Consider the following 26,902-nt stretch of genomic DNA (forward strand, 5'->3'; position numbering starts at 1 on the left):
GAATTCACCGCACTGTCGGAGAATAGGTGCGGTTCGTCGATCACGCCCCCGGTCCGATGGGAGCCACCGCTATGCACGATGACCGTCGATTGGTCGAGAATCGCCTCGGGCGGGTCTTGGCAGAGCGGATCACTCCGGCGATCTACCCGGAGTCGGTGCCGCTGAAGGCGTCCATCTGGGTCGCACCGGATGAGCCGGTGCCGGTCGCCGAGGGCATCGCCGCACCCCGGACGCCTATCGAATCCGGCGCCAGGTGGGGCGCACCGTGGGGAACCAGTTGGCTCACGGTCGAGGCGACGGTGCCTGCCGCGTGGGCGGGCAGGACCGTCGAAGCGATCATCGATCTCGGTTTCGACCAGAACATGACGGGTTTCCAGTGCGAGGGTTTGGTGTATCGGCCGGATGGATCGCCGGTCAAGGGCTTGCACCCACGTAACCAGTGGGTGCGTGTGGCGTCCCCGGCGGTCGGCGGCGAGCACGTGGTGTTGCATGTCGAGGCGGCCTCGAACCCGATCATTCCCTTCTTCTCGCCGACCACGCTCGGCGACAAGTCCACCGCCGGTGACGAGCCGCAGTACCGGCTGGGTCGGCTGGACCTCGCGGTCTTCGACAAAGAGGTCTGGCTGCTGGTGCAGGATCTGGAGGTGCTCGGCGAGCTGATGCACGAGATGCCCGAGGATCCCGCCCGCCGCTACGACATCGTGCGGGCGATCGAGCGCGCGCTCGACGCCGTCGATCTGCAGAGCGTGAACGTCACCGCCGCGGCGGCGCGCGCGTGCTTGGTCGACGTGCTGGCCGAGCCGGCGGTGGCGTCCGCGCACAAGATCTCGGCGGTCGGGCACGCGCACATCGACTCGGCGTGGCTGTGGCCGCTGCGCGAGACGGTACGCAAGGTGGCGCGCACCACCGCGAACATGACCGCGTTGCTGGCCGATGAGCCCGAGTTCGTCTATGCGATGTCCCAAGCCGCGCAATACGACTTCATCAAGCGGCACCGTCCCGAGGTCTACGAGAAAGTTGAGCAGGCCGTGTCGGAGGGCCGGTTCGTGCCGACCGGCGGGATGTGGGTCGAGTCGGACACGAATATGCCGGGCTCCGAAGCGATGGCGCGGCAGTTCGTGCACGGCAAGCGGTTCTTCCTCGAAGAGTTCGGTATCGAGAACCAGGAGGTATGGCTGCCCGACACGTTCGGATTCGCTGCCGGGCTGCCACAGATCATCAAGGCCGCCGGGTCCAAATGGTTACTGACACAAAAGATCTCCTGGAGCCAGCTCAACCAGTTTCCACACCACACCTTCCTGTGGGAGGGCATCGACGGAACCCGGATCTTCACTCATTTTCCGCCGGTCGACACCTACAACTGCTCGATGCACGGCCGCGAGATCGCGCACGCCGCAAGGAATTTCAAGGACAAGGGCCGCGCGTCGATGTCACTGGCACCGACCGGCTGGGGCGACGGCGGTGGTGGGACGACGCGGGAGATGGTCGCCAAGGCCGCCAGGATGAAGAACCTCGAGGGCTCGCCGAAGGTGGTGTGGGACTCCCCGGCCGACTTCTTCGCCAAGGCCGAGGCCGAGTATCAGAACCCGCCGGTATGGGTGGGGGAGTTGTACCTGGAGTTGCACCGCGCCACGCTGACCAGTCAAGCCAAGACGAAGCAGGGTAACCGGCGCAGCGAGCACTTGCTGCGGGAAGCCGAGCTGTGGGCCGCCACTGCGGCGGTGCGGAAGAACTGGGAGTACCCCTATACGGCACTGGACCGGATCTGGAAGACGGTGCTGCTGCACCAGTTTCATGACATCCTGCCGGGCTCGTCGATCGCCTGGGTACACCGGGAGGCGAAGCAGACGTACGCGGCGGTGGCCGAGGAGCTGACGACGATCATCGAACGGGCCCAATGGGTGCTCGGCGGTGAGCGGGTGGGACCGAATATCTTCAATCCGGCGCCACACACGTGGCGATCGGTCCCGGCCGGTGCGGCGGCTGCTGCGGCGGCGGCGGGTAACCCGTGCTCGGTGGCCGAGCGCGCGGATGGCGGATTCGTCCTCGACAACAGTCTGTTGCGGGTCGAAGTGGACGCCCGCGGCCTCGTCGTGTCGGTGTTCGACCTCGAGCAGCAGCGTGAGACGCTGCCGCCGGGTTCGGCCGCGAACCTGTTGCAGCTGCACCCGGACTACCCGAACGCATGGGATGCTTGGGATGTCGAGCTCTTCTACCGAAACCGGGTCACCAACCTCACCGAAGCGGACTTCGTTGCGGTAGATACGGATTCGCCGGCCACCGCGGTGGTGCGGGTGGGCCGCTCGTTCGGGTCTTCCAAGGTCGAGCAGACCTTGGCGCTGCGCGCGGGCGCACGAGGCCTCGATATCGACACCAGCGTCGAATGGTACGAGACGGAGAAGTTCCTCAAACTGGCTTTCCCCTTGGACATCCACGCCGACCGCTACGCCTCCGAGACACAGTTCGGGCATCTGTTCCGGCCTACCCATACCAACACCAGCTGGGAGTATGCGAAGTTCGAAGCCTGCAACCATCGGTTCGTCCACTTCGCCGAGCCGGGCTGGGGTGTGGCGCTGGTCAACGACTCCACCTACGGACACGACGTCACACGCACGGTCCGAGCCGATGGCGGGACGACGACGACACTGCGCGTTTCGCTGTTGCGGGCGCCACGATTTCCCGATCCGGAGACCGACCACGGTGCACACTACTTCCGGCACTCGTTGGTCCCTGGCGCCTCTATCGGGGACGCGGTGTGTGAGGGCTACCGCGTCAACCTCACGCCATTGCGGCCGGGTGTCGCCGAAGCCGTCGAGCCGCTGTTCACCATCGACAACGACGCCGTGGTGACCAGCGCGGTCAAACTCGCCGACGACGGTAGCGGCGATGTCGTGCTCCGCGTCTACGAGGCGCACGGCGGCCGCGCGTCGGCGCTGGTGGCCGCCGGTTTCGGGATCGCCGGGTTCCAGGTCTGCGATTTGCTGGAGCGGCCGCTAGCGGGGGACACCCCCGCGATCCCGGAGGGCGCTGGAGTTCGCTTGCGGCTGCGGCCTTTCCAGCTCGTCACGCTCCGGTTCGCTCGTTCCGCTGGATCCATCGCAGGGTGAACAGCCCTCCGATTCGGCGGCGGCCGAGCCAGACTGCCGCGAAGTACGTCCCCGCTCTTCCTCGCAAGTGATTCCATTGTGGTGGCTGGTTGGTTGCTGTCTGTCGTGCGGGCGCTGATGTTCGGCGGTAGACTGCCGCTGGGCAGCGGGCAGGCCGGATGCGTTATGGATTGATGAGGGAACGGAATTGGTTATAGGCACGGACACGGCCTGGGTGCTGTTGTCTTCCGGACTCATCTTCCTATGGGCACTTGTACTCGGCGTATGGAAATGGCAGGCGATGACCACCTCGCCGGACGGATTGGCGCATCCGTATGTCGACATCGCCCACCGATCCGCATTGCTGTATTCGTTCGCAACCGCGTTGATCGCGGCATTCGTCGAACTGTCCGGCTGGCCGACCGCGGTGAATTCCGCAGCGGCCGGGACGATCGTCGTGCTATTCGTGGTGACGATCGCGAACTACGTTCGGCTCGGATTGACGCGCGAAACCGATAATCAAATGCGCAATCCGCCATCCGCGATGCGTTTCGTCCTGGCCACCCTGATCATCGGCCAGATCGGCAGCTTCAGCGTGCTGCTCGCCGGCTTCGCCAGGGCGCAACTGTAGCGCGCCGTGCACGACCACACTCAATACAGCTCGCCGATCGGCACCGATGAGCCGCGGATTTCGATGTATGCACCGGAGTTCGCGGCGGATCCGCATTCCGCCTACGCGGCAATGCGGGAGCGGTATGGAGCATTGGTGCCGGTGGATTTGGCGCCGGGAGTGCCTGCCACGTTGGTGATCGGGTATTACACTGCCGTCCGAATCCTCAATGATCCCGACCATTTTCCGGCCGATTCGCGCGCCTGGCAGGAGAATGTGCCGGCCGACTGTCCGGTGTTGCCGATGCTGGAGTGGCGGCCGAATGCGTTGCGCACTGCGGGGCTCGAGCACGCGCGGTATCGGCAGGCGAATATTGCGGGGCTCGGCAAGGTGGATCAGTACGGGCTGCACGACACCGTGGAGCGGATCGCGCTGCCATTGATCAATTCGTTCTGTACTGATGGTTCGGCGGATCTGGTGTGGCAGTACGCGTTTCCGCTTGCCTTCGCAGTGCTGAACGCGCTGCTGGGTTGTTCGGCCGAGATCGCGGAGCAGGCCGCGACGGGGATGGCCGCGATCTTCGATGGCGTCGACGCCGAACGCGGAAATACGATGCTGCTCGACGCGATGCTGAGGTTGGTCCTGCTGAAGCGGGCCGAACCCGGCGACGACATCACCACCCGATTGTTGGAGCACCCGTGCGGCCTCGACGATACGGAAATGGTGCATCAGGTGGCCACGCTGTACGGCGGTGGCATTGAGCCGCAACAGAATTTGATTATCAACGCGCTGCTGCTGATTCTCACCGACGAGCGATTTGCCGGTGAAGTGCTGGGCGGGAGCCTGTCGACCCGGGACGCGCTCGACGAGGTGTTGTTCAATGACCCGCCGCTGGCGAATTTCTGCGTCAGTTTTCCGCGGCAGCCGATTCTGATCGACGGCGTGTGGTTGCCCGCGCACCAACCAGTGGTCATCAGCATGGCCGCGTGCAACAACGATCGGCAGATCATCGGAAATCACCATGCGGGTAACAGATCTCATCTTGCATGGGGCGCGGGGGCGCACGCCTGCCCCGCGAGTTCGATGGCCTACTTGATCGCTCAGGCCGCAATCGACCAACTGCTGGACGCGCTACCCGAGCTACGCCTGGCGGTGGCGCCGGGTGAATTGGCCTGGCGGCCAGGACCATTCCATCGAGCATTGACCGCACTGCCGGTTGTCTTTCCGAAATCGCCACCACTGCCGCAGCGCTGACTCGCCTCGGCGCTGTCCGAGCCTGGATCTATCGTGGTCCACGGTTGATCCACAGAGCTGGCCGCTCGCTCTGCGCCTCCAAACAATCGCATCACTCGGTCCTCGAGGGGAGTGCAGTCCCGGATTTTCGAGCGTTGCTCCACAGGTGTAGACGATACGGTGATGTCGTGTTGTTTCACGACATCACCGAGCAGCAGTGGGCGAACGGTTAATGATCGCGATGGGATTCGTATTACTTTGAAAATCGACACAACTCTGACCGGCGGACTCAGCACGATGGGCACGGACGCCGCCGCAGCGGAGGCAGCAGGATATGCCGGAATTTGGACGTTCGAAGGTGCGCACGACCCGTTCCTGCCGCTATTGCTTGCCGCCGAACACACCGATCGGGTCGAACTGGGCACCTCGATCGCGGTGGCGTTTGCCCGTAATCCGCTGTTGCTGGCCACCATCGCATGGGATCTGCAGGCGTTCTCCCGAGGCCGGTTCGTGCTCGGCCTCGGCAGCCAGATCCGAGCTCATATCACCCGCCGCTACTCGATGCCGTGGAGTCAGCCGGCCAATCGCATGCGTGACATGGTGCTGGCCGTGCGGGCCATCTGGGACAGCTGGCAGCAGGGCGGTCGACTCGACTATCGCGGTGAGTTCTATCAGCACACGCTGATGCCGCCGCTGTTCATGCCGGCTCCTGCTGAGGTCGAAGGTTTTGGTCCACCGCCCATCTACCTCGCGGGCGTGGGACCGCAGATGACGACGGTCGCCGGAGAGGTGGCCGACGGATTCATGTCGCATCCGTTCTGCACGCCGAAATTCCTGCGCGAAGTAACTCTTCCCGCTTTGGAACAAGGAGCACAGCGCGCACGGAAATCGTTGGACGACATCGTGATTCATCATTCCGCGATGATCGCGATAGGTAGGTCCGATAGCGAGCGGGCCGCGGCCAGGCAGGCGATCCGAAAGCAGCTGGCCTTTTACGGATCGACACCAGCGTACTGGCCGATTCTCGAACTCCATGACCGCGCGGAGCTGGGCCCCCGCCTGAAGGACATGTCCAAAAAAGGGGAATGGGATCGGATGGCCGACCTGGTCGACGACTCATTCCTCGACGCTGTGGCACTAACTGTCACCGACCCCGCCCGAGCCGCGGCGCAACTGCATGAGCGGTACGACGGGATTGTCGAGCGGCTCGGATTCAGTACGCCCTACCAAGCCGACCCGGTGTTGCTGGCGGAATTGCTGCGGGAGTTGTAGGTGTTCCGCGGCGCTCGGGCCGGCCCGCCCGCCGGCATGCATTACACCGGGCATCGGCGGCGGTGGTCAGGAGTTCGTGCCGGCCGGTGCCGCCACGGCTATTTCGCCACCCAGCTCGTAGCCGCCACCCAGCTGCAGCCTGTCTCCGCTCCAGAATCGTCCCGGGTCATACCAATTGGGGCTGCGGTGCTGCGGCAGCAGTCCCATCGCCTGGTATGTCGCGGCCACGATCTCCGCGCAGTACGCGTTCTCCAATTTTTGGGCCGTTACCTGGCGCGGCTTGCGGCGCGGGAGGCGCGCCCGGCCGCGTAGCCAGCGCCCGGCGAGGCCGGCGGTGGATGGGAACGGGGTTCCGTCGAGTCGGGCGATGGTGCGCAGCAGGCTGTCTTCCATCTCTCGGGTGACCGGACGGTTCAACTGGCGTAGCCACGCCTGCTGACCGTAACGGTGCGCCCACACCAGCACTGCATCGCGCAGATTGTGTAGCTGGACGCCACGGTGCGCGACTCCCGACCACATGTCGGGCAGCGATCGGCCGAGCTCCGCATGCCAGATCAGCGCGGGCAGATCGTCGATCACCACGGACATGCCGACATGGTTCACCGGACTGTTCGTCGTCATCCGGATCGCCCGGTCGGCTGCCGAATGCCCACGGAACAGCCAGATGTCGCCAGTTCTGGTGAGCTCGAGCGCTCGGTCGAGACTGATGCCCGTACCCGTCATGGCCGTAGCCTATGCGGTATGAGGTGGTGGAAGGCAGTGGGATTGGCGGGTGCGGCCGGTGTGGTCGCCACCGGTGTGGTGATTGTGCGTGCCGAACGCCGGCGCCGTGCCTACACCCCGGACCAGGTCCGCGAACAGCTGCACGTGCGATTCGCCCAGGCGACGTCGGCCCAGGCGGCCGTCGAAACCGCCACTTCGGCACGGCGGGACACGTCCGGTATCCGCGGGCGCATCCGACGGTTGTTCGGGCGCTGACCACAGTCGGGCAGCGCCGGGGCCGCGATGGTCGGCGGCAGGGTCGGCGGCCTGCTACTCGCCCGTAGCGTCGTGGGTACCTATTGTCCTCGGATGACAACGGAGTCGGAACCGTGTATCCGCATACCCGAATAGATCGGCTGGCTGTGAGCGCCACTACCTTCGATTCCGTCCCGAGCCAGGCAGCGTCCGGCAGACGCTCCGAGGCGATCCACCGTTTTCTCGTCAAACCCGTCGACGCCGGAATCGGGGGATCGGTCGACGGCGGCAAGCTGCTCGAATGGATCGACAAGGTCGCCTACGCGGCGGCGGCCCAGTGGAGCGGGTGCTACTGCGTGACCGCCTACGTCGGGAACATCCACCTCGACCGGCCGATCGCGGTCGGTGAGCTGATCGAGTTGCATGCGAACCTCGTCCATACCGGTCGCACGAGCATGCATATCCTCGTCAGCGTCTATTCGACCGATCCGACCCGGAAGCGGCCGGTGCAAACGGCGCAGTGCCTGACGATCTTCGTCGCAATCGACGACAACCGACAGTCCGTGGCAGTACCGCAATGGGATCCGACCACAATTCTCGAGCTACAGCGACATCGGCAGGCGCGGGCCAGGATTTCGGTGCGGAAGCGGATCGAGGAGGCCATGGCTGCCCAGCACTACACTGCCGAGGGCACCGCGCCGAGCGCCACACTGCGGTTCCTGGCGGCCCCTTCGGATATCAATTGGGGCGGCAAAGTGCACGGTGGCCGCACGATGGGGTGGATCGACGAGGCGGCCTACGTCTGCGGAGCCGATTGGGCCGGGCAGCATGTGATTACGTCCTACTTCGGCGGGATCCGCTTCTATCAGCCGATCGTCATCGGCCACATCGTCGAGGTCACCGCTCGGCTGATCCATACCGGGCCACGCAGCATGCACGTCAGTGTGCACGTGACATCGACGGACACCCACTCCGATAGACCCGTGCTCGCGGCGCATGGCCTCGCTGTGGTGGTCGCGGTCGACGGCAGCGGAAAAGCGCGGCCGGTCCGGCAATGGGCGCCGGTTTCCGAAGAGGATCGGTCGCTCGAGGCGCATGCCCGGCACCTCGTCGACCTGCGTGCCCAGGTTGAGCCGTTCACCTCGGCGAGCGATATGCCGGCCGATGCCGAACCCAGCCACTTCCGCGCTCCTATCCCGGGCTGACTCGTGTCGGGCCGGACTGCGTAGCGATGACCGAACCGCCCGAGTTTCAGACGAATCACCAACGGCCCGACACCTGGGTGACGCCGGACCGCTGTGCTGGATGGACAGCTGTTGCCGAAACATCCGTGCGGGAACCCTCAGAAGGGCGACGGATGCCCGACCGAAACACCCGGTAGGACGCGAGGCGAGGAAGTCCGAAGCCGATGCAACTACACCACCCGTCATTTCGTAACGCTGCCCGTTGGCGGCTGGCGGCTCTTGCCCAGGCTTGGGCGCTGATGCCGCAATCATGGCTGTTGCGGCTGACCGAAATACGAGGATGCGGTGGTGGTGCGCCGTAGTAGCTGAGCGGTGCGGGCACAGCCGAGCTATCTGGATCGCGATCGTTTACCATTCGAGGACCGAACCACGGCCGGTGGCCGATTCGGCCCGGCGCGCTGTTGATATCGCTATTGAGTTGTGGCGGAGTGTGGTCGGGGAGGGAGTTTGTGGTGGGCGAGTACACGCTGGTGGTCGAGGAGCGGCTCGCCACGATGCGGACCGAGTATGTGACGTTGCTTCGGGTCGAGCCGGTTTGGTCGCTACGGGCGTTGTTCAGCACGTCCGACTGTGACGTCGTCGACTTCTGTCGGGGTTTCGCGCCGAATCCGTTCGGAGAGAACGCCTGTGCGGATGTGCAAGAGTTCTGCACCCGGCACGGTATCTGGCTGGAGGCTGGGGGCGCACACTACAACAGCATGACGCCCTATCTGCATCCGCACGCCGTCACCGCCGAGCGGATGACGATCATCGGGATCTACAACGCAATCTTGTTCTGGCTCAACGATACTGTCGGCCGGGAGAAGTTTGCCCACCTGACCGACGCCGAACAGCGACAGGCTCGTGTGACGGTGGAACGGCTGTGCGACTTGATCGAGACACGGCGCGCCGCAACGGATCCGAGTGCGGTGGAGGCGGCGACCGCCGAATTCCTGGCGTTGGCCGACCGGCAGGCCGACCCGGACTGGCTGGCTCGGTTTCTGGATTCCACTGTCGATCATCTGCAACCAGCGATCCGGGATCAAAACGCCCGTGCGCGCGGTGACCTGCTGACGGTCGTCGACTACATCGAATTGCGTGCGCATGTGTCGGGTATGTACCCGGCGATCGCGCTGTGCGAATTCGGCCGCGACGAGTATCTGCGCTGGGAGCGGGTGCGTGCCGCCGGACTCGAGGTCGACCTGCGGCGGTTGCAGCGGTTGACCGTGGAGATCGGGGCGCTGATGAACGACGTGTTCTCCTTCGAGAAGGAATGCATCTGGGACCACGCCGATTTCAATCTGATCCCGGTGTGTTTGTTGAACACGCCCGGAGTCGGACTGTCCGACGCCGTGCACGCCGCCGCGCAGATCGTGCGCGACCGGATAACCGAGTTCCGCCTGGTCCGCGCCCGGATCGATCGGGTGTGCGCCGATACCGACCCGACCGTCGCCGAGCCGGTCTCGGCGCACGTGCGGGATCTGCTCGGGTGCGTGCAGGCCACCTGGGTATGGCAGCTCGCCACCATGCGATACAAGGGCGAATCGGTCTTCGCCGAGAACCGGCTCGCATGATTGTTACCGTGCTCGGAACTTTCACGCGATACTGTGTCGAATCGGGCTATCGTCAGGTGAACGGACCACCGTCTGCCGCGAGGGGTGGTCGAATGGTGCGACGTATCGAAGGGTTGGGGTGGACGACAGCAAGAGTGCGGTAATGGCTCGAACCTGGTGGCAAGCGCTTGCCAAGGCAAGCGACATGCCTGCATTGGACGGCCGAGGACTTCAATTGTTGGCCGGCATGATCGACGATCTCGCGACCGCGGTGGATGTCGATCCCTTCGACGTGACTGTGGGCGCCCGGATCGGGGCGGCGCTGGCAACCGCGCAATTGGACGACCAGCAGGTGCCCGCCGTATCGGCGGAGGTTTTGTACCAGCTGGCCGACCGCAGTGCCCGACCCGACGCCGGTCAGCGACTCGTCGGGCTGTTGGTCGCCCTGGGTCAGGGCCACCAGCAGGAGCTGGACCGGGCGCGCGATGTCGCGAGTTCGCCGCTCGAGCGGGGGCTCGATAGACCCGACCGTGACGAACGGGATGCTCGGTTTCGTATCCTGTTCGAGAACACGACCATCGCCATCGCCATCGGTGACACCGACGGAAAGCTGCTGGAAGCCAACCGGGGACTGGCCGACATGATCGGCGTCCCGGTAGACGCGCTACGCGGGATCTCGGTGTACGACTTCGCCCATCCCGATGACCAGGACGATATTCGGACGCTGCTGTACGAAAAGCTGGTGCCGGCGGGGGAGGGCACCGTTTCGCTGGACCGGCGCTTGGTGCGCGCCGACGGCAGCGTGGGGTGGATGTCGTTCGCCATCTCGTATGTGAAGGGCAACGGCGGCCAGCCCGACTATCTGCTGGCCATCGGAGCCGACGTTACCGAGCAGCATCGGCTCGAGGACGAACTGCGCAGGCAGGCCAGGCACGATCCGCTGACCGGCCTACCGAACCGGCGTTACCTACTCGAACGCATCGATGAACTCATCACGACCGCATCCGACGGCGACCGGGCCGGATTGTGCTTCGCCGATCTGGACCACTTCAAAAATGTCAACGACCGCTTCGGACATGGCACGGGGGACAAGGTCCTCGCGGCGGTGGCGGGCCGCCTGAACGACGGGCTCAGTGAACACGACTGCCTGGTCTCCCGACTAGGTGGCGACGAATTCGTCGTCTTGGTCCCGCCGCCTGCCACCGCCGCCCAGATCACGGTGATCTCAGAAAAACTCTTGTCGGTGTTCTCCGACCCGATCACCGTCGATGGCCAACAGTTGCAGGTGGCAGCCAGCATCGGGGCGGTGGTGACGCCGATCGTCGGCGCCAATGCCGAATCCCTCCTCGACGCTGCCGACGCCAGCCTGTATTACGCCAAGACCAGCGGAAAAGGGCACTGGGTGTTGCACACCCTGCAAGCTTTGACCTGAGCGCCGGCATCTCCTACCGCAGACGCGCGGTCGGCGAGCGCGGGAACTCGCTGTTGAAGGCCAGGTGCACAGCGCTGCGGCGAATCAGCCTGTTCCCCTACCAGATCGGCGCTCAGCACTCGTCCTGCTCCACGTCGAGCATGGCCGCACCACCGCACCGCAACGACGCCGCTACCCGGAAGGGCTCAGTGTCCGAGGTCGGCACGACACTGCGTCGGTGATTCTCGATCTGCCGAAAACCGTTCGAAGCAAGGGTAATTCGGCAAACTCGTCAATATTTGGTCAATCGACCTGAATGCTTCAGGCGCCCGAGAATGCTGTGTCCTGGGTCTCCTTGGGATCCAAATCACGTTGACCTGCAGACATGTTCGGCCATAACCTCTATATCTGTCGATGGTCGACGGAGATCATCCGGCAGTTTATTCGAACTGTGCATTCGTGCTGGTTCATCGAGGAGCGCAACTCGCTCCACTCCATTCGCTACAAGCGAAAACGAAAGATCCAAAAGGTCGATATCCAAATAATGGCAACTTCAACTTCAGAACAATTCAAATACGTTGGGACGCAGGGTTCCGGATCTCGATCTGGTTGGAAATGTTGGTGTATCGCGGCATTGAGCCTGCTCACCTTCGCGCTCCTTTTTCAGCCTTGGCTCTCGGCGACCGGGCCTGCAGGAGACCTGTACGCCAACGCCTTCGGCCGGATCGACGGCTCCGTCCCCGAGCTCAATACTCTCGGGTACGCGCCCGCCAACCATATTTCCATCAGCGGTTCCTGGGGCATGCTGGCAGCCATCGCCGCAGTGATCACCATATTCGCCGCGATCTTGTACCTTATAGCGCGTATCGAGGTGTTGTCGTGCCTCATGGCCGGCGCCGGCGTGGCCACCGCGTTGTTCGTACTGGCGACGGTGCTGTATCTCAACGGCAAAGCGCCGGAGCTGCGCGACATGACCAAACATAGCGACGCGATGGCCACCGGACTCGGCAGCATTCTGCGGAAGGTCTTCGGTGGCGGCGAGGGATCGAACCCCGAGGCGGCACAACAGGTCGCCAGCGCCGCCATGAAGACTCCAGCGCTGATCTGCGGTCTCGCCGCGGTCGCCGCGGCCGCCCTCGCCATCGCCGAGTTGCGGAATCGAATCCGCCTCACCGTGGTGGATGAACCGAGTTCCGATTCCTCATACCTGCTGAAGCCGTCATCCCGAGAAGACGAGTTCGGTGCACCCGCGTTCAACCAAGAGCGCGCACCGGAGAGCTCCATTGATCCTCGCCTCGGTGTATCGCTCGGCCTCCTCGGGTCGGCCGGCTACACCGTGTCCGATGGGATGGAAGCCGCCGCGCGGACAGCTGCGAACCCACTGCCGATCAAGATCGTCGTGGCCGGCCACCATGATCGTGAAATGGTGCTTCACCCGCAGTGGGTGGGAGAGCTCGAGCCGCACGGTGGCGTGAACTACGACGGTATTCAAGGTCTTCGTTTTCGACGTAGGGGAGTCGAGTTGGTGTTGGCGAACGTGAACGACGTGCGCTGACCAGACAATTTGTGAGTTGGGTTGACGGCGTCGGACGCCACTGCGGACGTATTGCGGACGCAGGTCCGGCGCCGTCAAATGTTTTGGCTGTCCTTTGGGTGAAGTAGACCGGATCCGACCAGCCTCGACTCCACCTCGGTCATTGTCATCCGACCTGTAAAATGAAGCATTGCAGGATGTTTCGAGTCTTCCGTGTTGGCGGGAGGTCTTTCTGTTCGAGGATCAGTGCAACCGCCGTATCGGCTGTCGGCTACTTCACGATTCGTCAGCGAGTTCGGACACCCGCGGTGATGTCTCGCGCCGGGCCGATCAGGAGGCTCTGAATAGTGTTCTTGCTGAACGGAGTGGGCCGGCTGTGTAGCACGACAAATCTCCGCCACAGTAGATTCTGACGATCGAGGCGACGACAGCTGAAGCCAGGCGTCGAGAACGCTTTTCATCATCAACGCTGTGATCAGTGGGTGAGTTCGCGTGGACTCGGATTGATGCCTATGGGGGCGGCACCGGGTTCCGCGCGGGAAAAGACATGAATTTAGCGCTCCTGCAACTGATTACACTGCGAAAGGCGCTCCAAAGGTCAGTCGACCGCAATGGTCTGGCTACCTAGTATTCAATGTGCTCGAACACGCCCGTGCCCCACAGGCTGGTCGACGAGGCGGTGGCCGATCGTCGCCAGAGGATCGGTCGATTCGATCGCGGGCGAGCAGTCGCGCGGGTTCGGCCTCTACCGCTGTGTGTGGGGTGTTCCTATGGTTTTCGTCAACAGCGCCTGATGGATCCTTGGTTCGTCGCAGCCTATTCGTGGGTGGCGAATTAAAACATCCCGGTTGGTTTGCAATTGGAGTCCGCGAGTCCGTTTTGCGACAGAAATGATGGGATCAATTCCGTATGACGTGGCAACTAATTGCATGGCCGGATTGGGGCAGTCGAATCGGCCCGTTCCTATTGATCGTGCCGTTGTGCAGCGGTACATTACCTCCACTGTGCCGTTACTTGGTGGCACGTTAATCGGCGACACAATCGTCGTAATGTGAGGGGTTTTGGCCATGACCACAGTTCGACCTCCCTCGGAGGTGTCGGGGCCCGTAAATACGCTGCACGACGAGGACGCTGGCTACCACAAGTCGCTTCGTCCTCGTCAGGTACAAATGATCGCGATCGGTGGCGCCATCGGCACCGGCCTATTCCTGGGTTCGGGCGGCAGACTGGCCAACGCAGGGCCTGGGCTGTTTCTGGTGTACGCCGTCTGTGGCGTGTTCGTGTTCTTCATCCTGCGCGCGCTCGGTGAGTTGGTGCTGCATCGCCCCTCCTCGGGGTCGTTCGTCTCCTACGCCCGTGAGTTCTATGGTGAGAAGCTGGCTTTCACGGTCGGGTGGATGTACTTCTTCCAGTGGTGTATGACCGGGATCGTGGACATCACGGCCATCGCCACGTATGTCCACTTCTGGGGAGCTTTCGAGGCGATTCCGCAGTGGCTGATCGCACTGGTCGCGCTGACGTTGGTGGTCAGCATCAATATGGTGTCGGTCAAGTGGTTCGGTGAGCTGGAGTTCTGGGCCGCGATGATCAAGGTCGTCACTCTGGTGACCTTCCTGATTGTCGGCACGATCTTCCTCGCAGGCCGATTCACGATCAAGGGCGAACACACCGGCCCACAGGTGATCGCCGATAGTGGCGGCTTGTTCCCCAGCGGCATCCTGCCTTTGGTACTGGTCACCACGGGTGTCGTATTCGCCTACGCCGCGGTCGAATTGGTCGGCACGGCGGCTGGCGAGACGGAGAATCCGGAAAAGATCATGCCGCGGGCGATCAACTCCGTCATCGCACGGATCGCTTTGTTCTACGTCGGTTCGCTCGTGCTGCTGGGTTTGTTGCTGCCCTACACCGCTTTCAAGTCCGGTGAGAGCCCGTTTGTCACCTTCTTCTCGCGGATCGGTGTCGACGGCGCGGGTTCGGTCATGAATATGGTCGTGCTGACCGCGGCGTTCTCCAGCTTGAACGCCGGTTTGTACTCGACCGGCCGGATCCTGCGGTCGATGTCGATGAACGGTAGTGCGCCTGCCATCGCCTCGCGGATGTCCAGCGGTGGTGTGCCCTATGTCGGGATTCTGGCGACCGGTGCGATCGCCTTGCTCGGTGTCGGCTTGAACGTGGTGGTGCCCGACAAAGCATTCGAGATCGTGCTGAACATGTCGGCACTGGGCACCATCGTGGCGTGGACGGCGATCGTGGTCTGCCAGTTGCAGTTGTGGCGCTGGGCGCGCGACGGCAAGGTGGAGCGGCCGAAGTTCCGGCTGATGGGCGCGCCCTACACGAGCTACGCGACGCTGGTGTTCCTGGCGACGGTGGTCGCGCTGATGGCCTTCAGTGATGACGAGTTGCAGCGTGGTGCGGTAATCGCCGTGGGCGTCGTCGTGGTTCCGATGCTGGTCGTCGGGTGGTTTCTCGCCCGCAAGCGGGTAGCGAGCATCGCGCTGCAGCGTGAGGGTTACACCGGTCAGTTCCCGGTGCTCGCGGAGCGTCCGTCGCCTGATCACGAGGCGCGCGATCAGGTCATGGTTCACGACGAACGCGAATAGCGGCGGCGTCGACTGCTCCCAGGGCGTCGCGATGCGCTGGGAGCAGATTCGCGTCGCGACCACGAGCGGTCAGACCACGCACGCCGTAGTTTGATTGCAGGACGGATGTCATGGAAAGGATCGCGATGCGCGTCGATGTCGAATTCACGAGTGGCGCAGTAACCTTGCGGGGCTGGCTCTATCGGCCGGAACGGACGTCGGGCAGCACCCCGCTGGTGGTGATGACACACGGCTTCGCGGGCGTCAAGGAATGGGTCGCGCCATTTGCCGAAGTGTTCAGCGCCGCAGGCCTGGCCTGTCTTGTCTACGACCACCCTGGGTTCGGGACCTCCGATGGTGAACCCCGCTACGAGGTCGACCCCACCGCCCAGATCGAGGGCTACCGCGATGCGATCACCTTCGCCCAGACCCTGGACGGCATCGACCCGGAACGCATCGGCATTTGGGGAACCAGCTACGCGGGCGGCCACGTCTTGGTCGTCGCGGCGACCGACCGGCGCGTGCGCGCCGTCGTCTCCCAGGTGCCGATCACCAACGGCTGGGCCAACTTCCGCAGCCTGGTCCCCTCCATCATGCTGCCTGCCGTCCACGCGGCCATCGCCGCGGACCGCCGAGCCCGCGCTTCCGGCAAACCGCACGAGACGATCAAGGCGGCCTCCGATGATCCCACCGAACTTGTCGCTATGCCTGGTATCGAGGTCTACAACTGGTTGATGGCCAACGGCCCGCAGGTCCCTACCTGGCGCAACGAGGTCACCCTCTCCAGCGTCGATAAGTTCCAGTCCTACACCCCGGAAGCGTTCCTGCGCCGCGTGTCCCCGACGCCACTGCTGATGGTGATCGCCGATCAGGACACCTTGACGCCCAGCGATATCGCTCTGCAGAGCTACGCCGAGGCGCTGGAACCCAAACAACTGTCGCTGATCCCGGGCACCCACTTCGCTGTGTACGAGGAGCAGTTCCAGCAAGCATCCTGCGTCGCCAGGGATTTCCTGCTCACGAAGCTGAGCGAATAGCGCTTGCCCCGGGTCGGCATGCGACACCATCGGGGAGTCCCACGGATTTGGGCCGGCACCGTCACACATCTCGTGGAAACCGCCGCAGCCCAACCTCTGTCGCGCGACTCAACGCGTGAGCTCGGCCATCGCGTCTATCAACGGCGAATCTGGAAACGGCTGGTCTTGCCCGATCGCTCGCCAACCCCATGACTCGTACGCGGCTCTGGCTGGGTTGCCGACTCGGACCAGCAGATAGGCCAACGGTTCCGGGCGGCCGGATAGCAACGCATCGTGGATGATTCGTGCGTATCCGTGTCCCTGATGGGCGGGGTTAACGGCGAACTCGCGGAAGATGTAAGCCGGACCAGATGTTTCATACGCAAGTTCGGGCTGAACGCGTACGGCCTATGTCCCATAGCGAGTCGGGAATGAAGCAGTATCGGCTGCATGTTGATCACCGCTGACCGACCCTCCTATCTGGGAAGAAGGCAGGCCATGACGTCCTCTCCGACCACTATGCGCGCCGTCCGACTCTCCGCCCCCGGCCCCATCGGGAACTTGCGGCTGACCACTCTGCCTCTCCCGCCCGAAAAGGACGGTTGGGTGCGCATCCGCGTCGAAGCGTTCGGCCTCAACCGCTCGGAGCTGAAGCTTCGGCTGGGTGTGAGCGTGGGCGTCAGTTTTCCCCGGGTGCCGGGTATCGAGGCGGCCGGCACCGTCGACGCGGCTCCGGCCGGCAGCGGGCTGGCTGTTGGGCAGAAGGTTGTCGCCATGATGGGGGACATGGGGCGCACTTTCGACGGCGGCTATGCCGAATACGCCTCGGTGCCACTGTCCCAGGTCATCCCCATCGACACCGACCTGCCTTGGGAGGTGCTGGGCGCCCTGCCGGAGATGGTGCAGACCGCCTACGGCTCGCTCACCATCGGCCTGGACCTGAGGCCCGGTCAGTCCGTGCTGATCCGCGGCGGCACCTCCTCGGTGGGCCTGGCCGCCGCCGCCCTGGCCACATGGCGCGGTGCCACGGTGCTGTCCACCACCCGGCGGGCCACCCGTCTCGCTTCGCTGAAGGAGCACGGTATCGACCATCCACTGCTCGACACCGGCGAGGTCGCGCCCGCCGTGCGCGAGCTGTACCCGGACGGCGTCGACGCCGCCCTTGATCTCGTCGGCACGCCGACCCTGCCCGACACATTGCGCGCGGTGCGCGTGCACGGCACGGCCTGCTTCAGCGGCAGCCTGTCCAACCAGTGGACGGTGCGAGACTTCTCTCCGAACGAATACCTGCCCAGGGGTGTGCGACTGGCGGGCTACTTCGGCGACGCTGCCGACCTGCCTCGGGAAGCCTTCCAGGAGATCCTCGATGCGGTCGCGGGCGGCGAGCTGGCCTTCCCCGTAGACCGCGTCTACGACGGCTTGGAGCAGGTGCCGCAGGCCCACGACGACATGGAGCACGACCGCGCCACCGGCAAACTCGTCGTCCGCGTCCGGCATTAGGCCGTGTTCAGAAGCTCCCAGTACTTCCAACGCTTCCGCGTGGGCATGCGACCCGACATGCTCAGTAGCATGTTGTTTCGTCGCCACCTCTCCCGCCGCGCCCGCAGATGGACAATCTGTCTGGCGATGGTGCTCGTTGTGCTGCTCGGCAGCGGCTTCGGCCTGTTCCGTGTGGTGAACTCCCGGACCTTCCAGTTCTTCGGTGGTCTGACCGACCGTGTGGACACCACATCGAAGGTCGTCGCGCTGACATTCGATGACGGACCGGATCCCGTTGGCGTGCAACCTGTGCTGGATGTGCTGGCAGACAAGGGGGTGCCCGCGACGTTCTTCCTGATCGGGCAGGAGTTGGAACGTCATCCGGAACTCGGTGTGGCCATCGCGAAGGCGGGGCACGAGATCGGCAACCACACCTACTCGCATCAGCGAATGGTCTTCGTGACGCCGGGAACCGTGGCCGGCGAAATCGAGCGCACGGACGAGCTGATTCGCAACACCGGGTACACCGGCGAGATCACGGTTCGTCCGCCCAATGGCAAGAAGCTGCTGACATTGCCGTATTACTTGCATGAGCATGACCGGAAAACGATTCTGTGGGACGTCGAACCCAATTCGTATCCGGAGGTCGACAGCAGCGCGGCGGCGATCGCCGACTACACGGTTGCCCGGGTGCGACCGGGTTCGATCGTGTTGCTGCACGCCATGTATGGCGGGCGGCAGCAGACCCGAGACGCCATCGTCCCGATGATCGACAAGCTCAGGACAGGTGGCTATCGGTTCGTCACCATTTCGCAGTTGTTGCGTGAGTAGGGGACGTAAGGCACACGGCCGTCACTTCCCGGTCACCGTCGGGCGGACCGAATTCCAGTGCACTGCCTGTTGCTTCGATCTGCTTTCGTGTGCTGACCACATCGCCACCGAACCCAGTCGGAGCATCGGTGAGCCTGCGGTTGCGGGCCGTGATCCGGACAGCGCGGCCCGTGGAGTCTCGATCCCGCCGGGCAGGGAACTGGCGTGAGCGGCGGCGGGCTTGTGGCACCCACCGCCGGCTCGGGCAACTGCGTCAGATAGACCGGGTTGGTTCCGGCGTCGATTGTTCGTCGGCGCGGTGTGCCGCGCTCAGCGGATCGGCGATGTCCTCCAGCGATTTACCTTCGGCGTCGACACCGAAGCGCCAGGCGACCAGGCCGCCGATGACCATCGTTCCGGCGCCGATTATGTACCCCCAGGTCAGTGGGAGCCGGTCCAGGTCGACATTGTCGGCGCCGCCGATCAGCCGACTGAAGAAGTACGGTGCGACCACGCCGCCGGTCCCTTGTGCGATCGCGAAGAAGAACGAGATGGCTTGGCCGCGCAGCTCCAACGGGAAGATCTCGCTGACGGTGAGATAGGCCGAGGATGCTCCCGCTGAGGCAAAGAAGAAGATGACACACCAGAGTGCGGTTTGGGTGACGGCAGTCAGTAGTCCCGCATTGAACGCCCAGGCCGAGATGAGAAGAAGCGTGCCGGAGCCAACGTAGGTGGCACAGATCATTTTTCGGCGTCCGATGCTGTCGAAAAGTGGCCCGAGTACCAACGGTCCGATCAGGTTGCCTACCGCGAACGGGAAGAAGTAGTAGCCGGTGTGGTCGAGCGGCACGTTGTAGAAGTAGATCAGCACCATGCCTTGAGTGAAGAAGATCGAGTTGTACAAGAATGCCTGCGTGGCCATCATCGTGAACCCGAGGAGAGACCGGGAGGGATACTTGCCGAAGAAGATACGAGCCATTTGCAGATAAGAGAGCCGGCCCGCGTCGACGATGTCCAAGGCCTTGCTTTCGTCGACCGGTGGCAGTTCGACACCTCGGCTTCGGATGCGCTCCTCGATCTCATCTACGGTTCGTTCGGCTTCGGCGGCCCGACCGTGTGTGAGGAGCCATCGCGGGCTCTCCGGTACCTGGCGGCGCAAGAAGATGATGATCAGGCCGAGAACCGGGCCGATGAAGAAGCCGATCCGCCAGCCCCAGTGCAGCGGGACGATGTCTTCATTGAAGAGAACCAGACTGGCCGCCGCACCCAATGCGGCTCCACCCCAATAAGTACCGTTGATGGCGATGTCGACTCGCCCTCGGTATTTCGAGGGCATGATCTCATCGATCGCCGAATTGATTGCCGTGTACTCGCCGCCGATCCCGGTGCCGGCAATGAAACGGAAGAAGTACAGCGACCAGGCGCTCCACGACAGGCCGGCCAATCCGCTGCCGACGAGATAGATCGCCAAGGTCAGGATGAAGAGTTTCTTGCGTCCGAGTTTGTCGGTGATTCTGCCGAAGACCAGTGCGCCGACCACCTGTCCGGCCAGATACCACGATGCGGCCGCGCCGACCTGCCCGCTGGTGAGGTGGAGGGTGCTCGGGCTCTCCAACACACCACCCATGCTGCTGACTATCTGGATCTCGAGCCCGTCCAGGATCCAGGACACCCCGAGTCCGATGACTATCAACGAGTGAAATCTCGTCCACGGCAGCCGATCCATTCGAGCAGGGACCAGGCTTCGAACGACTTCCACAGGTGGCCTTGACATTTCGTGATCACCTCAATCATTGGAGATTGGTTGGTTCCCCGGCCGACATCGGCCCGAGGTGCTGAGAGGGGGATATTCGCTGCCGCCTGGCTGATCCGGCCGTGCATCGAACCGCTCGGCCGGAGTTGCCGAGAGATCGTTCGGGTCGGCGTCGAACATCGAGTCCGGCAACGGATTTCCATATCGGTCGCTTCGACCGGTCCGCGCGAGTCCGTCGAAAGGTCTGGACTGCAGTCTCGATACCCGCATTGGCAACGCGCTTCACCGCCCCGACCGTAGAAACTCAGGTCGCGCCGGGACGGCGTAACCATCGACTCGTTACATAGCGTGCCAATAAATGATGGCACAACAAAACATGACGCGCAGTGACATCTAACTTGCGCCGAGTTTGCCCGTACCGGTGGCGGCGGGGAGGTCATGGGCAGGGTGGCGTGGCGTCGACGCCACCCAGGGGTACGTGACCAGGCTCACTATTCGATATCGGCACCTGTGAGATTGGCTGCTGACCAGTAGTTTCCGGGTAGCTCGCGGGTCGATGGGCGGGAAAATCGGGTGAGAGATGTCGGTGCCGACCGCAATACTGACGCGCGCCCGATGAGTTCGAGTGGCCGATTCCGTCTCAATCACTGTGGCGCCGGGACGCGATCCGGTGACTCGGCAACGGGCCACACATATTCCTGCCAACGCACCATCCTCCGGAGGTACCCGATGCCCGCCGAACTATCCGCTCCCGCCTCGGGAGGGCGGACACCGACCGTCATCCGGGTGCTCGTACTCGCGACCTTCGTGGTGATCCTGAACGAGACCATCATGATCAACGCGATCCCGCGTCTGATGGAGGACCTCGCGGTCACCGAACGAGCGGCGCAGTGGGTGTCCACCGCGTTCATGCTCACGATGGCGGCCGTCATCCCGACCACCGGCTGGTTCCTGCAGCGGGTGTCGACCCGGCAGGCGTATGCCGTGGCGATGGGGGTCTTCTTGGCCGGTACCGCGCTGTCGGCCGTCGCGCCGTCGTTCGCGGTGCTGCTGCTCGGGCGGATCATCCAGGCCGGCGGCACCGCGGTGATGATGCCGCTGCTGATGACCACGCTGATGACCGTCGTGCCCGAGCAGGACCGCGGCCGCGTGATGGGCAACGTCACCCTTGCCATTTCGGTGGCGCCCGCGCTGGGACCCGTGGTTTCCGGGTTGGTGTTGCAGATCGGTTCGTGGCGTTGGCTTTTCGTGCTGGTGCTGCCGATCACGGGGGTAGTTACCTGGCTGGGCCTGCGCCGGCTGGAGAACATCGGTGAACCGCAGGCCGGGGCGATCGACTCGGCCAGCGTGGTGCTGGCCGCACTCGGATTCGGTGGGCTGGTATTCGGGCTCAGCCGGTTCGAGAGCAGCAACCTCACCAGCCCGGCGCTGATCGTCGCCGCGGGCTCGGCTCTCATCGCCGCGTTCGTGTTCCGTCAGCTGCGCATGCAGCGTACCGGCACTCCACTGCTGGATCTGCGGGTCTTGCGGTCCGGCACCTATTCGAAGGCGTTGGTGCTGATGTCGATCGCGTTCATGGCGATGCTCGGGTCGATGATCCTGCTGCCGTTGTATCTGCAGAACCTGCGTGGCCTGAGCCCATTGCAGACCGGCCTGCTGGTGATGCCGGGTGGGTTGGCGATGGGTCTGCTCGGACCGACTGTCGGGCGCGTGTTCGACCGGTTCGGCGGACGCTTGCTGGTTATTCCAGGGTCGATCGGGATCGCCGCGTCGCTGGCCGGGTTCACCCAGATCTCGATGACCATGCCGTACTGGCAGCTGATCGCCCTGCACATGCTGCTGATGGTGTCGCTGGCGGCAACCTTCACCCCGGTCTTCACTCTCGGCCTCGGTGCTCTCCCGCAGCACCTGTACTCGCACGGCAGTTCCATGCTCGGCACCCTGCAGCAGGTCGCAGCGGCCTTCGGCACCGCCCTGGTGGTGACGGTGATGTCGGCCCGCAGCACTGAGCTCATCACCGACGGCACCGACCCTGTCACCGCCCACCTCGACGGCATGCGCCTGGCCTTCGTCGTCTCCGCCGCCTTGGCGCTGATCGTGATTGCGATGGCAGTGCTCCTGCCGAGCCGGGCAGCCGCCCCGGAAGCGGCCGGCGAGCCCGAAACGGCGGCCCCCGAACTGCTCAAGGGCTGACCTCGATTCGGCACGACTGAGCCCCTGGCTGCCTGCTGCGCACGCCAGGGGCTTCGCCATCGCCGGCCTGTGGATCGGGAACCCGATAGCCGCTGACGGTGCCCGACGATGCGGTCGTGATCAACATGAGGCGCGTTGTGCCTGGCTGGGGGCTCTAAGGCAGCTAGTCTCGGTATCCGATTCTCGAAGTCATGGCTATCCCCCATCGAAGGAAGGGATTGATTCGTGAGGAGTCGAATACTCAGCTTGACCGCAGTTGTGACCGGAGCTTTCATCGCGGTCGGTAGCGGGGCGTTTTCCGCAGCCGACCCATGGATGCTTCCGGCCGTGGAGGCCAGCGGCTTCTACCTGCCGCCGGTGCCGCTTCCGCCGGGAGACCCGGGCACCATCATCCGGACCGAACCGGCGCCGGTGGCGCTGTCGGCCCCCGGACAGCCCGGAATAATCCCGGCGATGGCGACACGCATGATGTACCTCAGCAGCGATGCTCAGGACGCGCCGACCGCCGTGGTGGGCACATATCTGGAGCCGGCCGTGCCGTGGACCGGCCCGGGGGAGCGCCCGCTGATCGCGTACGGGGTCGGCACGAAGGGGCAGGGCGATCAGTGTGCGCCTTCGAAGTTGTTGCCGGATCTCGTCCATTTCCAGCCGCCGCTCGACGTGATCTTCGAGTACGACGTGGTAGGGCTCTTCTCCCTGCTGTCGCGTGGCATGGCGGTAGTGGTGACCGATTACCACGGCCTCGGCACGCCCGATATTCACGACTATCTCAACCGGAAGGCACAAGCCCACGCGGTGCTGGATTCCGCGCGTGCCGCATTGCGGTTGCCGAGCAGCCTGAACCCCAATTCACCGGTCATTCTCTACGGGTACTCCCAGGGCGGTATGGCCTCCGCAGGCGCTGCCGAGCTGCAATCGAGCTACGCTCCAGATCTGAATGTGCGCGGCGCGTACATCGGGGGGCCGGTGGTGGATGACGAGTATTTCATCGGGTACAACGACGGCCGGCCCTCCGTCGCGCCCACCTACGCGTGGATTCTCAACGGCATCGCCGCCAACTATCCCAATACCCGACCGGTGCTCGATGCTGAACTCAACGACATCGGTAAGGCGATCCTGGATGACTCTCAGAACAAATGCGCCGTCCCGGTCGGGCTGGCCCAGGCCCATCAGTACACATCCCAGTGGACCACCAGCGGACAACCACTCATCGACGTGATCGATCAGTCCCCGGTGTTGAAAGCGGCATTCGACGAGCAGCGTGTCGGCGGGCTCACCCCGTCTGTTCCCGTATTGATCGCCTCGGCCAGGAACGACGAGGGTGCGCCGTACACGCCGATTCGGGACATGGCCGCCAGCTGGTGCAGTCGTGGTGTGCCGGTTCAGCTGGAGTCGAATGCGGACATTCCCCCGTTCTCCGGAGTCGTCGGCACCCACGTGGTGGCCTTTTTTCCGTCGCTGGCGGCCTCGCAACAATGGATCACCGATCGGCTGGCGGGTATCCCAGCCCCGTCCAACTGTGGTGCATTGCCATAGTTTCCGGCGCACAGCAATTCCGGTGTCGTGGGGACTCCGATCGGATACACGGCGTCCGGTGTATGCCCGCGCGTTGTCGGGGCTCGTCGCACCTGAGTGTGGGTGGTCTGTGCACGATGCAGGGTGGCGGGTCGGCCTGTGGGCCGACCCGCAGCAGGTGGACCGAGCCGATCGACAGCGAGAAGCACGATCCGCGCCCGCCGGAACCAGTGCGGCCGTATCGGATTTTCGTGGCCGGAGTGCACCCGCCGCGACCCGGTAGCGACCAACCTGGCGTTCCGGCCACGGACCCGGCGAGCCGGGCACATCCTGTGCGGCGCCGTGCTCGGCCGGTAGAGATGCCGAAGCGTGGTACTGCGGCGAAAGTCCTCGCGGTGTTCCACTATTCGTGCGTCGAGGCGGGAAGCCGTGCGCCCATACGATTCTCGGAGAAAATTCGACTCGACCGATCTCCGGCGGTCCGGATCGGTTGGGTAACCGGCCGGTCAGGCGGCTATTTCAACGGATCGCTGGTAAGCGGCGAGAAAACGTTTATTCTAGATCAACAAGATTAGACGGAACCGTCTTCGTCGGGCCAAACTCTCAACCGGGTATGTCGAATCACGGGACGACTATGGCAATCTTTGAGAATGCAGACGCGCGTGACCCCAAACGTTATATGTGGGTTCTAGGTTTGATCGCACCGGGTTGTGCGCTACTGCCCTCACAGCTAGTAGCCCACACCGGGCTGGAGCTGTTTTGGTGGATCGGTCCGATCATTGTGTTCGTGGTAATTCCACTGCTGGACTTGGCGGTGGGCGATGACGGCAGCAATCCGCGCGATGAGGACTACGAGTCGTTGTCCAACGATCGTTACTATCGTTGGTGCAATTACCTCTTCCTGCCGCTCCAGTTCATCGGCCTGCTGATCGCCGGATACCTGTGGGCCAGGCAGGAACTGAGCCTCGCCGACAAGCTGGGATTGGCTGTGACGATGGGGGTCGTGTCGGGCATCGGCATCAACGCCGCCCACGAACTCGGCCACCGGGCCGAGCATCTCGAACGCTGGCTGGCAAAGGTTGCGCTGGCGCAATCCGGATACGGGCATTTCTTTGTCGAACACAATCGCGGCCACCACGTCCGCGTCGCCACGCCCGAGGACGCGGCCAGCGCCCGATTCGGCGAGTCACTGTGGGAGTTCTTGCCGCGCAGCATAGTCGGCGGCTTCCGCTCGGCGCTGGCCCTGGAACGGGAACGCCTGTCCCGCAAAGGAAAACGCTGGTTCAGCCCACACAACTATCTCCTGCAAGCATGGTCGATGAGTGTTGTGCTGTTCGGCACGATGATTCTGGTCTTCGGCCCCGCCGTCATCCCTTATTTGCTCCTGCAGGCGATGATCGGCGCCGGATTGTTGGAGACAGTGAACTACGTCGAGCACTACGGATTGCTGCGCGCGCGCCGCGCCAACGGCAACTACGTGCGGTGCTCACCGCGCGACAGTTGGAACAGTGACCGTCTGATCACGAACGTCTTCCTGTTCCACCTCCAACGTCACAGCGACCACCACGCGAACCCGGGGCGTCGCTACCAGACCCTGCGCAGCAGCCAGGAGGCGCCTCAGTTGCCTGCCGGCTACGCCACTATGGTCGTCCTGGCCGCCGTGCCCCCGCTGTGGCGCGCGGTCATGAATCACCGGGTGATGGCCCACTACGGTGGCGACATCACGCTCGTCAACAGGAAACCCGGTGTCAGGAGGAGTTACCACTTCCTGACGCGCCTCGGTGGTCCGTCCTCCACTGACCGAATGGGTACTGTATCTACTGGCAACTCTTCGGCAAACAGTGACGAATAGGATCGCCGGGACGGTTGGATCCGCCCAGTGTGACGAGGGGTCGTGCGCAGCCCATGGCGCGGTGATTCGGTATTGCTGTGCTGGCTATTTCTTCCGCTGCGGGCCGTCTTCGGCATGGTCCGACCCGCTCTGGCGCTGAGCCGCCTGCGGTCTCATTCGGTGCTGAAGGCGAACGTGTACCAGTCTCCGTACAGCTTTTCGAACAGCCGGGCGTTACCCCCTACCGGCTCGGTGCCAGGCGAATACACCCAGCCGCGGACGGTGGAGCCCATGAACCCGTCGGCGTCGTAGAAGTAGACGCGCCCATCGGATTCGCGTTGAGCCAAGCTGATATCGAGCCCGCCGAGGCTCAGGTCTCGGCGGCTGGTCGGTCCATCTGCGCGCTGCATCTCGACCGCGACGTCTTCCATCGCCGGACGTGCGGAGTCGAAGCCGTCGGGCCGAAAGGCCATCCCGGCCACCATCCCCGCGAGGGCAACGGCAGGCACGGCGGCGACCTTCCATGACCACCGGTGCTCCCTGCCGACCAGGTACAGGGTCTTGATCGCCCACACCAGCAGGGAAGTGCCCAGCAGAATCCCGCCGATCACCAGACCAACGAACTGATCGGCGTCGGTCGAGTTGCCGATGAACGGAGCCCAGTCGAAGTGGACGCATAAGAGAACAGCCACACCAAGGGCTGCGCTCGTCAGGACCGCGAGACCGGGTGCGGTGGCGGCGTCCTGTTCGAGCTCGGTTTGCGCACCGTGCACACGTGATGTCTCGATCGGGGGCCTCCTCATCTCGACGATCGTGCCCCAAGGTGGCGGATCCGCGCTCGGCGATG

Annotated in this window: 19 protein-coding genes; 16 read left to right on the top strand and 3 right to left on the bottom strand. The window is 63.9% G+C overall.

Features of this window, described 5'->3' with window-relative positions; translation table 11 throughout:
• Positions 1-71: 71 nt before the first annotated feature.
• The 4 genes from OHQ90_RS19050 to OHQ90_RS19065 all read left to right on the top strand — a co-directional run bounded on the left by OHQ90_RS19050 (position 72) and on the right by OHQ90_RS19065 (position 6,201).
• The gene (locus OHQ90_RS19050) at positions 72-3,107 is read left to right on the top strand and encodes an alpha-mannosidase (RefSeq protein ID WP_328412332.1); all 3,036 of its coding nucleotides are present in this window, start codon (positions 72-74) and stop codon (positions 3,105-3,107) included.
• Positions 3,108-3,300: 193 nt separating this feature from the next.
• Positions 3,301-3,717 carry a hypothetical protein gene (locus OHQ90_RS19055; RefSeq protein ID WP_328412939.1) on the top strand — a complete coding sequence of 139 codons (417 nt, stop codon included), beginning with the start codon at positions 3,301-3,303 and terminating at the stop codon, positions 3,715-3,717.
• A gap of 63 nt (positions 3,718-3,780) precedes the next feature.
• Positions 3,781-4,950 carry a cytochrome P450 gene (locus tag OHQ90_RS19060; RefSeq protein ID WP_328412941.1) on the top strand — a complete coding sequence of 390 codons (1,170 nt, stop codon included), beginning with the start codon at positions 3,781-3,783 and terminating at the stop codon, positions 4,948-4,950.
• Positions 4,951-5,187: 237 nt separating this feature from the next.
• Complete coding sequence (locus OHQ90_RS19065) at positions 5,188-6,201, top strand: TIGR03617 family F420-dependent LLM class oxidoreductase (RefSeq protein WP_328412334.1); 1,014 nt, start codon at positions 5,188-5,190, stop codon at positions 6,199-6,201.
• A 66-nt stretch (positions 6,202-6,267) separates the two neighbouring features.
• On the opposite strand, the gene OHQ90_RS19070 is transcribed toward OHQ90_RS19065, so the two are convergent.
• Complete coding sequence (locus OHQ90_RS19070; protein ID WP_328412336.1) at positions 6,268-6,924, bottom strand: hypothetical protein; 657 nt, start codon at positions 6,922-6,924, stop codon at positions 6,268-6,270.
• A gap of 18 nt (positions 6,925-6,942) precedes the next feature.
• Here OHQ90_RS19070 and OHQ90_RS19075 point away from each other — a divergent pair, with 18 nt between their 5' ends.
• The 9 genes from OHQ90_RS19075 (at position 6,943) to OHQ90_RS19120 (ending at position 18,784) form a co-directional block, all read left to right on the top strand.
• A complete protein-coding gene (locus OHQ90_RS19075) occupies positions 6,943-7,179 on the top strand; it encodes a hypothetical protein (protein WP_328412338.1) in 237 nt (78 codons plus the stop codon).
• 146 nt (positions 7,180-7,325) lie between these two features.
• Positions 7,326-8,363 carry an acyl-CoA thioesterase gene (locus OHQ90_RS19080; protein ID WP_328412340.1) on the top strand — a complete coding sequence of 346 codons (1,038 nt, stop codon included), beginning with the start codon at positions 7,326-7,328 and terminating at the stop codon, positions 8,361-8,363.
• A gap of 491 nt (positions 8,364-8,854) precedes the next feature.
• On the top strand, positions 8,855-9,955 hold the full coding sequence (locus tag OHQ90_RS19085; RefSeq protein ID WP_328412342.1) for a terpene synthase family protein: 1,101 nt from the start codon (positions 8,855-8,857) through the stop codon (positions 9,953-9,955).
• Positions 9,956-10,097: 142 nt separating this feature from the next.
• Complete coding sequence (locus OHQ90_RS19090; protein WP_328412344.1) at positions 10,098-11,366, top strand: sensor domain-containing diguanylate cyclase; 1,269 nt, start codon at positions 10,098-10,100, stop codon at positions 11,364-11,366.
• A gap of 364 nt (positions 11,367-11,730) precedes the next feature.
• Positions 11,731-12,900 (top strand): hypothetical protein, encoded by a 1,170-nt coding sequence (locus OHQ90_RS19100; RefSeq protein ID WP_328412346.1) that lies wholly within the window; start codon positions 11,731-11,733, stop codon positions 12,898-12,900.
• Positions 12,901-13,946: 1,046 nt separating this feature from the next.
• Positions 13,947-15,479, top strand: coding sequence for an amino acid permease (locus tag OHQ90_RS19105; protein ID WP_328412348.1), 1,533 nt, complete (start codon positions 13,947-13,949; stop codon positions 15,477-15,479).
• A gap of 110 nt (positions 15,480-15,589) precedes the next feature.
• A complete protein-coding gene (locus OHQ90_RS19110) occupies positions 15,590-16,495 on the top strand; it encodes an alpha/beta hydrolase (RefSeq protein WP_328412350.1) in 906 nt (301 codons plus the stop codon).
• Positions 16,496-16,972: 477 nt separating this feature from the next.
• Positions 16,973-17,974: a zinc-binding dehydrogenase gene (locus tag OHQ90_RS19115; RefSeq protein ID WP_328412352.1), complete on the top strand. Its 1,002-nt coding sequence runs from the start codon at positions 16,973-16,975 to the stop codon at positions 17,972-17,974.
• Between the two features lie 69 nt (positions 17,975-18,043).
• Entirely contained in the window at positions 18,044-18,784 is a 741-nt protein-coding gene (locus OHQ90_RS19120; protein ID WP_328412354.1) for a polysaccharide deacetylase family protein, read from the top strand.
• 253 nt (positions 18,785-19,037) lie between these two features.
• Here OHQ90_RS19120 and OHQ90_RS19125 read toward each other — a convergent pair whose 3' ends face one another.
• Positions 19,038-20,456 (bottom strand): MFS transporter, encoded by a 1,419-nt coding sequence (locus tag OHQ90_RS19125; RefSeq protein ID WP_328412356.1) that lies wholly within the window; start codon positions 20,454-20,456, stop codon positions 19,038-19,040.
• 789 nt (positions 20,457-21,245) lie between these two features.
• Here OHQ90_RS19125 and OHQ90_RS19130 point away from each other — a divergent pair.
• The 3 genes from OHQ90_RS19130 to OHQ90_RS19140 all read left to right on the top strand — a co-directional run bounded on the left by OHQ90_RS19130 (position 21,246) and on the right by OHQ90_RS19140 (position 26,076).
• Positions 21,246-22,709: an MDR family MFS transporter gene (locus tag OHQ90_RS19130; RefSeq protein WP_328412358.1), complete on the top strand. Its 1,464-nt coding sequence runs from the start codon at positions 21,246-21,248 to the stop codon at positions 22,707-22,709.
• Positions 22,710-22,955: 246 nt separating this feature from the next.
• Entirely contained in the window at positions 22,956-24,245 is a 1,290-nt protein-coding gene (locus tag OHQ90_RS19135; RefSeq protein WP_328412360.1) for an alpha/beta fold hydrolase, read from the top strand.
• A 613-nt stretch (positions 24,246-24,858) separates the two neighbouring features.
• Complete coding sequence (locus tag OHQ90_RS19140; RefSeq protein ID WP_328412362.1) at positions 24,859-26,076, top strand: alkane 1-monooxygenase; 1,218 nt, start codon at positions 24,859-24,861, stop codon at positions 26,074-26,076.
• Positions 26,077-26,228: 152 nt separating this feature from the next.
• Here OHQ90_RS19140 and OHQ90_RS19145 read toward each other — a convergent pair whose 3' ends face one another.
• On the bottom strand, positions 26,229-26,858 hold the full coding sequence (locus OHQ90_RS19145) for a hypothetical protein (protein WP_328412364.1): 630 nt from the start codon (positions 26,856-26,858) through the stop codon (positions 26,229-26,231).
• Positions 26,859-26,902 lie beyond the last annotated feature (44 nt).

This window comes from Nocardia sp. NBC_00403, from assembly GCF_036046055.1.
GTDB lineage: Bacteria > Actinomycetota > Actinomycetes > Mycobacteriales > Mycobacteriaceae > Nocardia.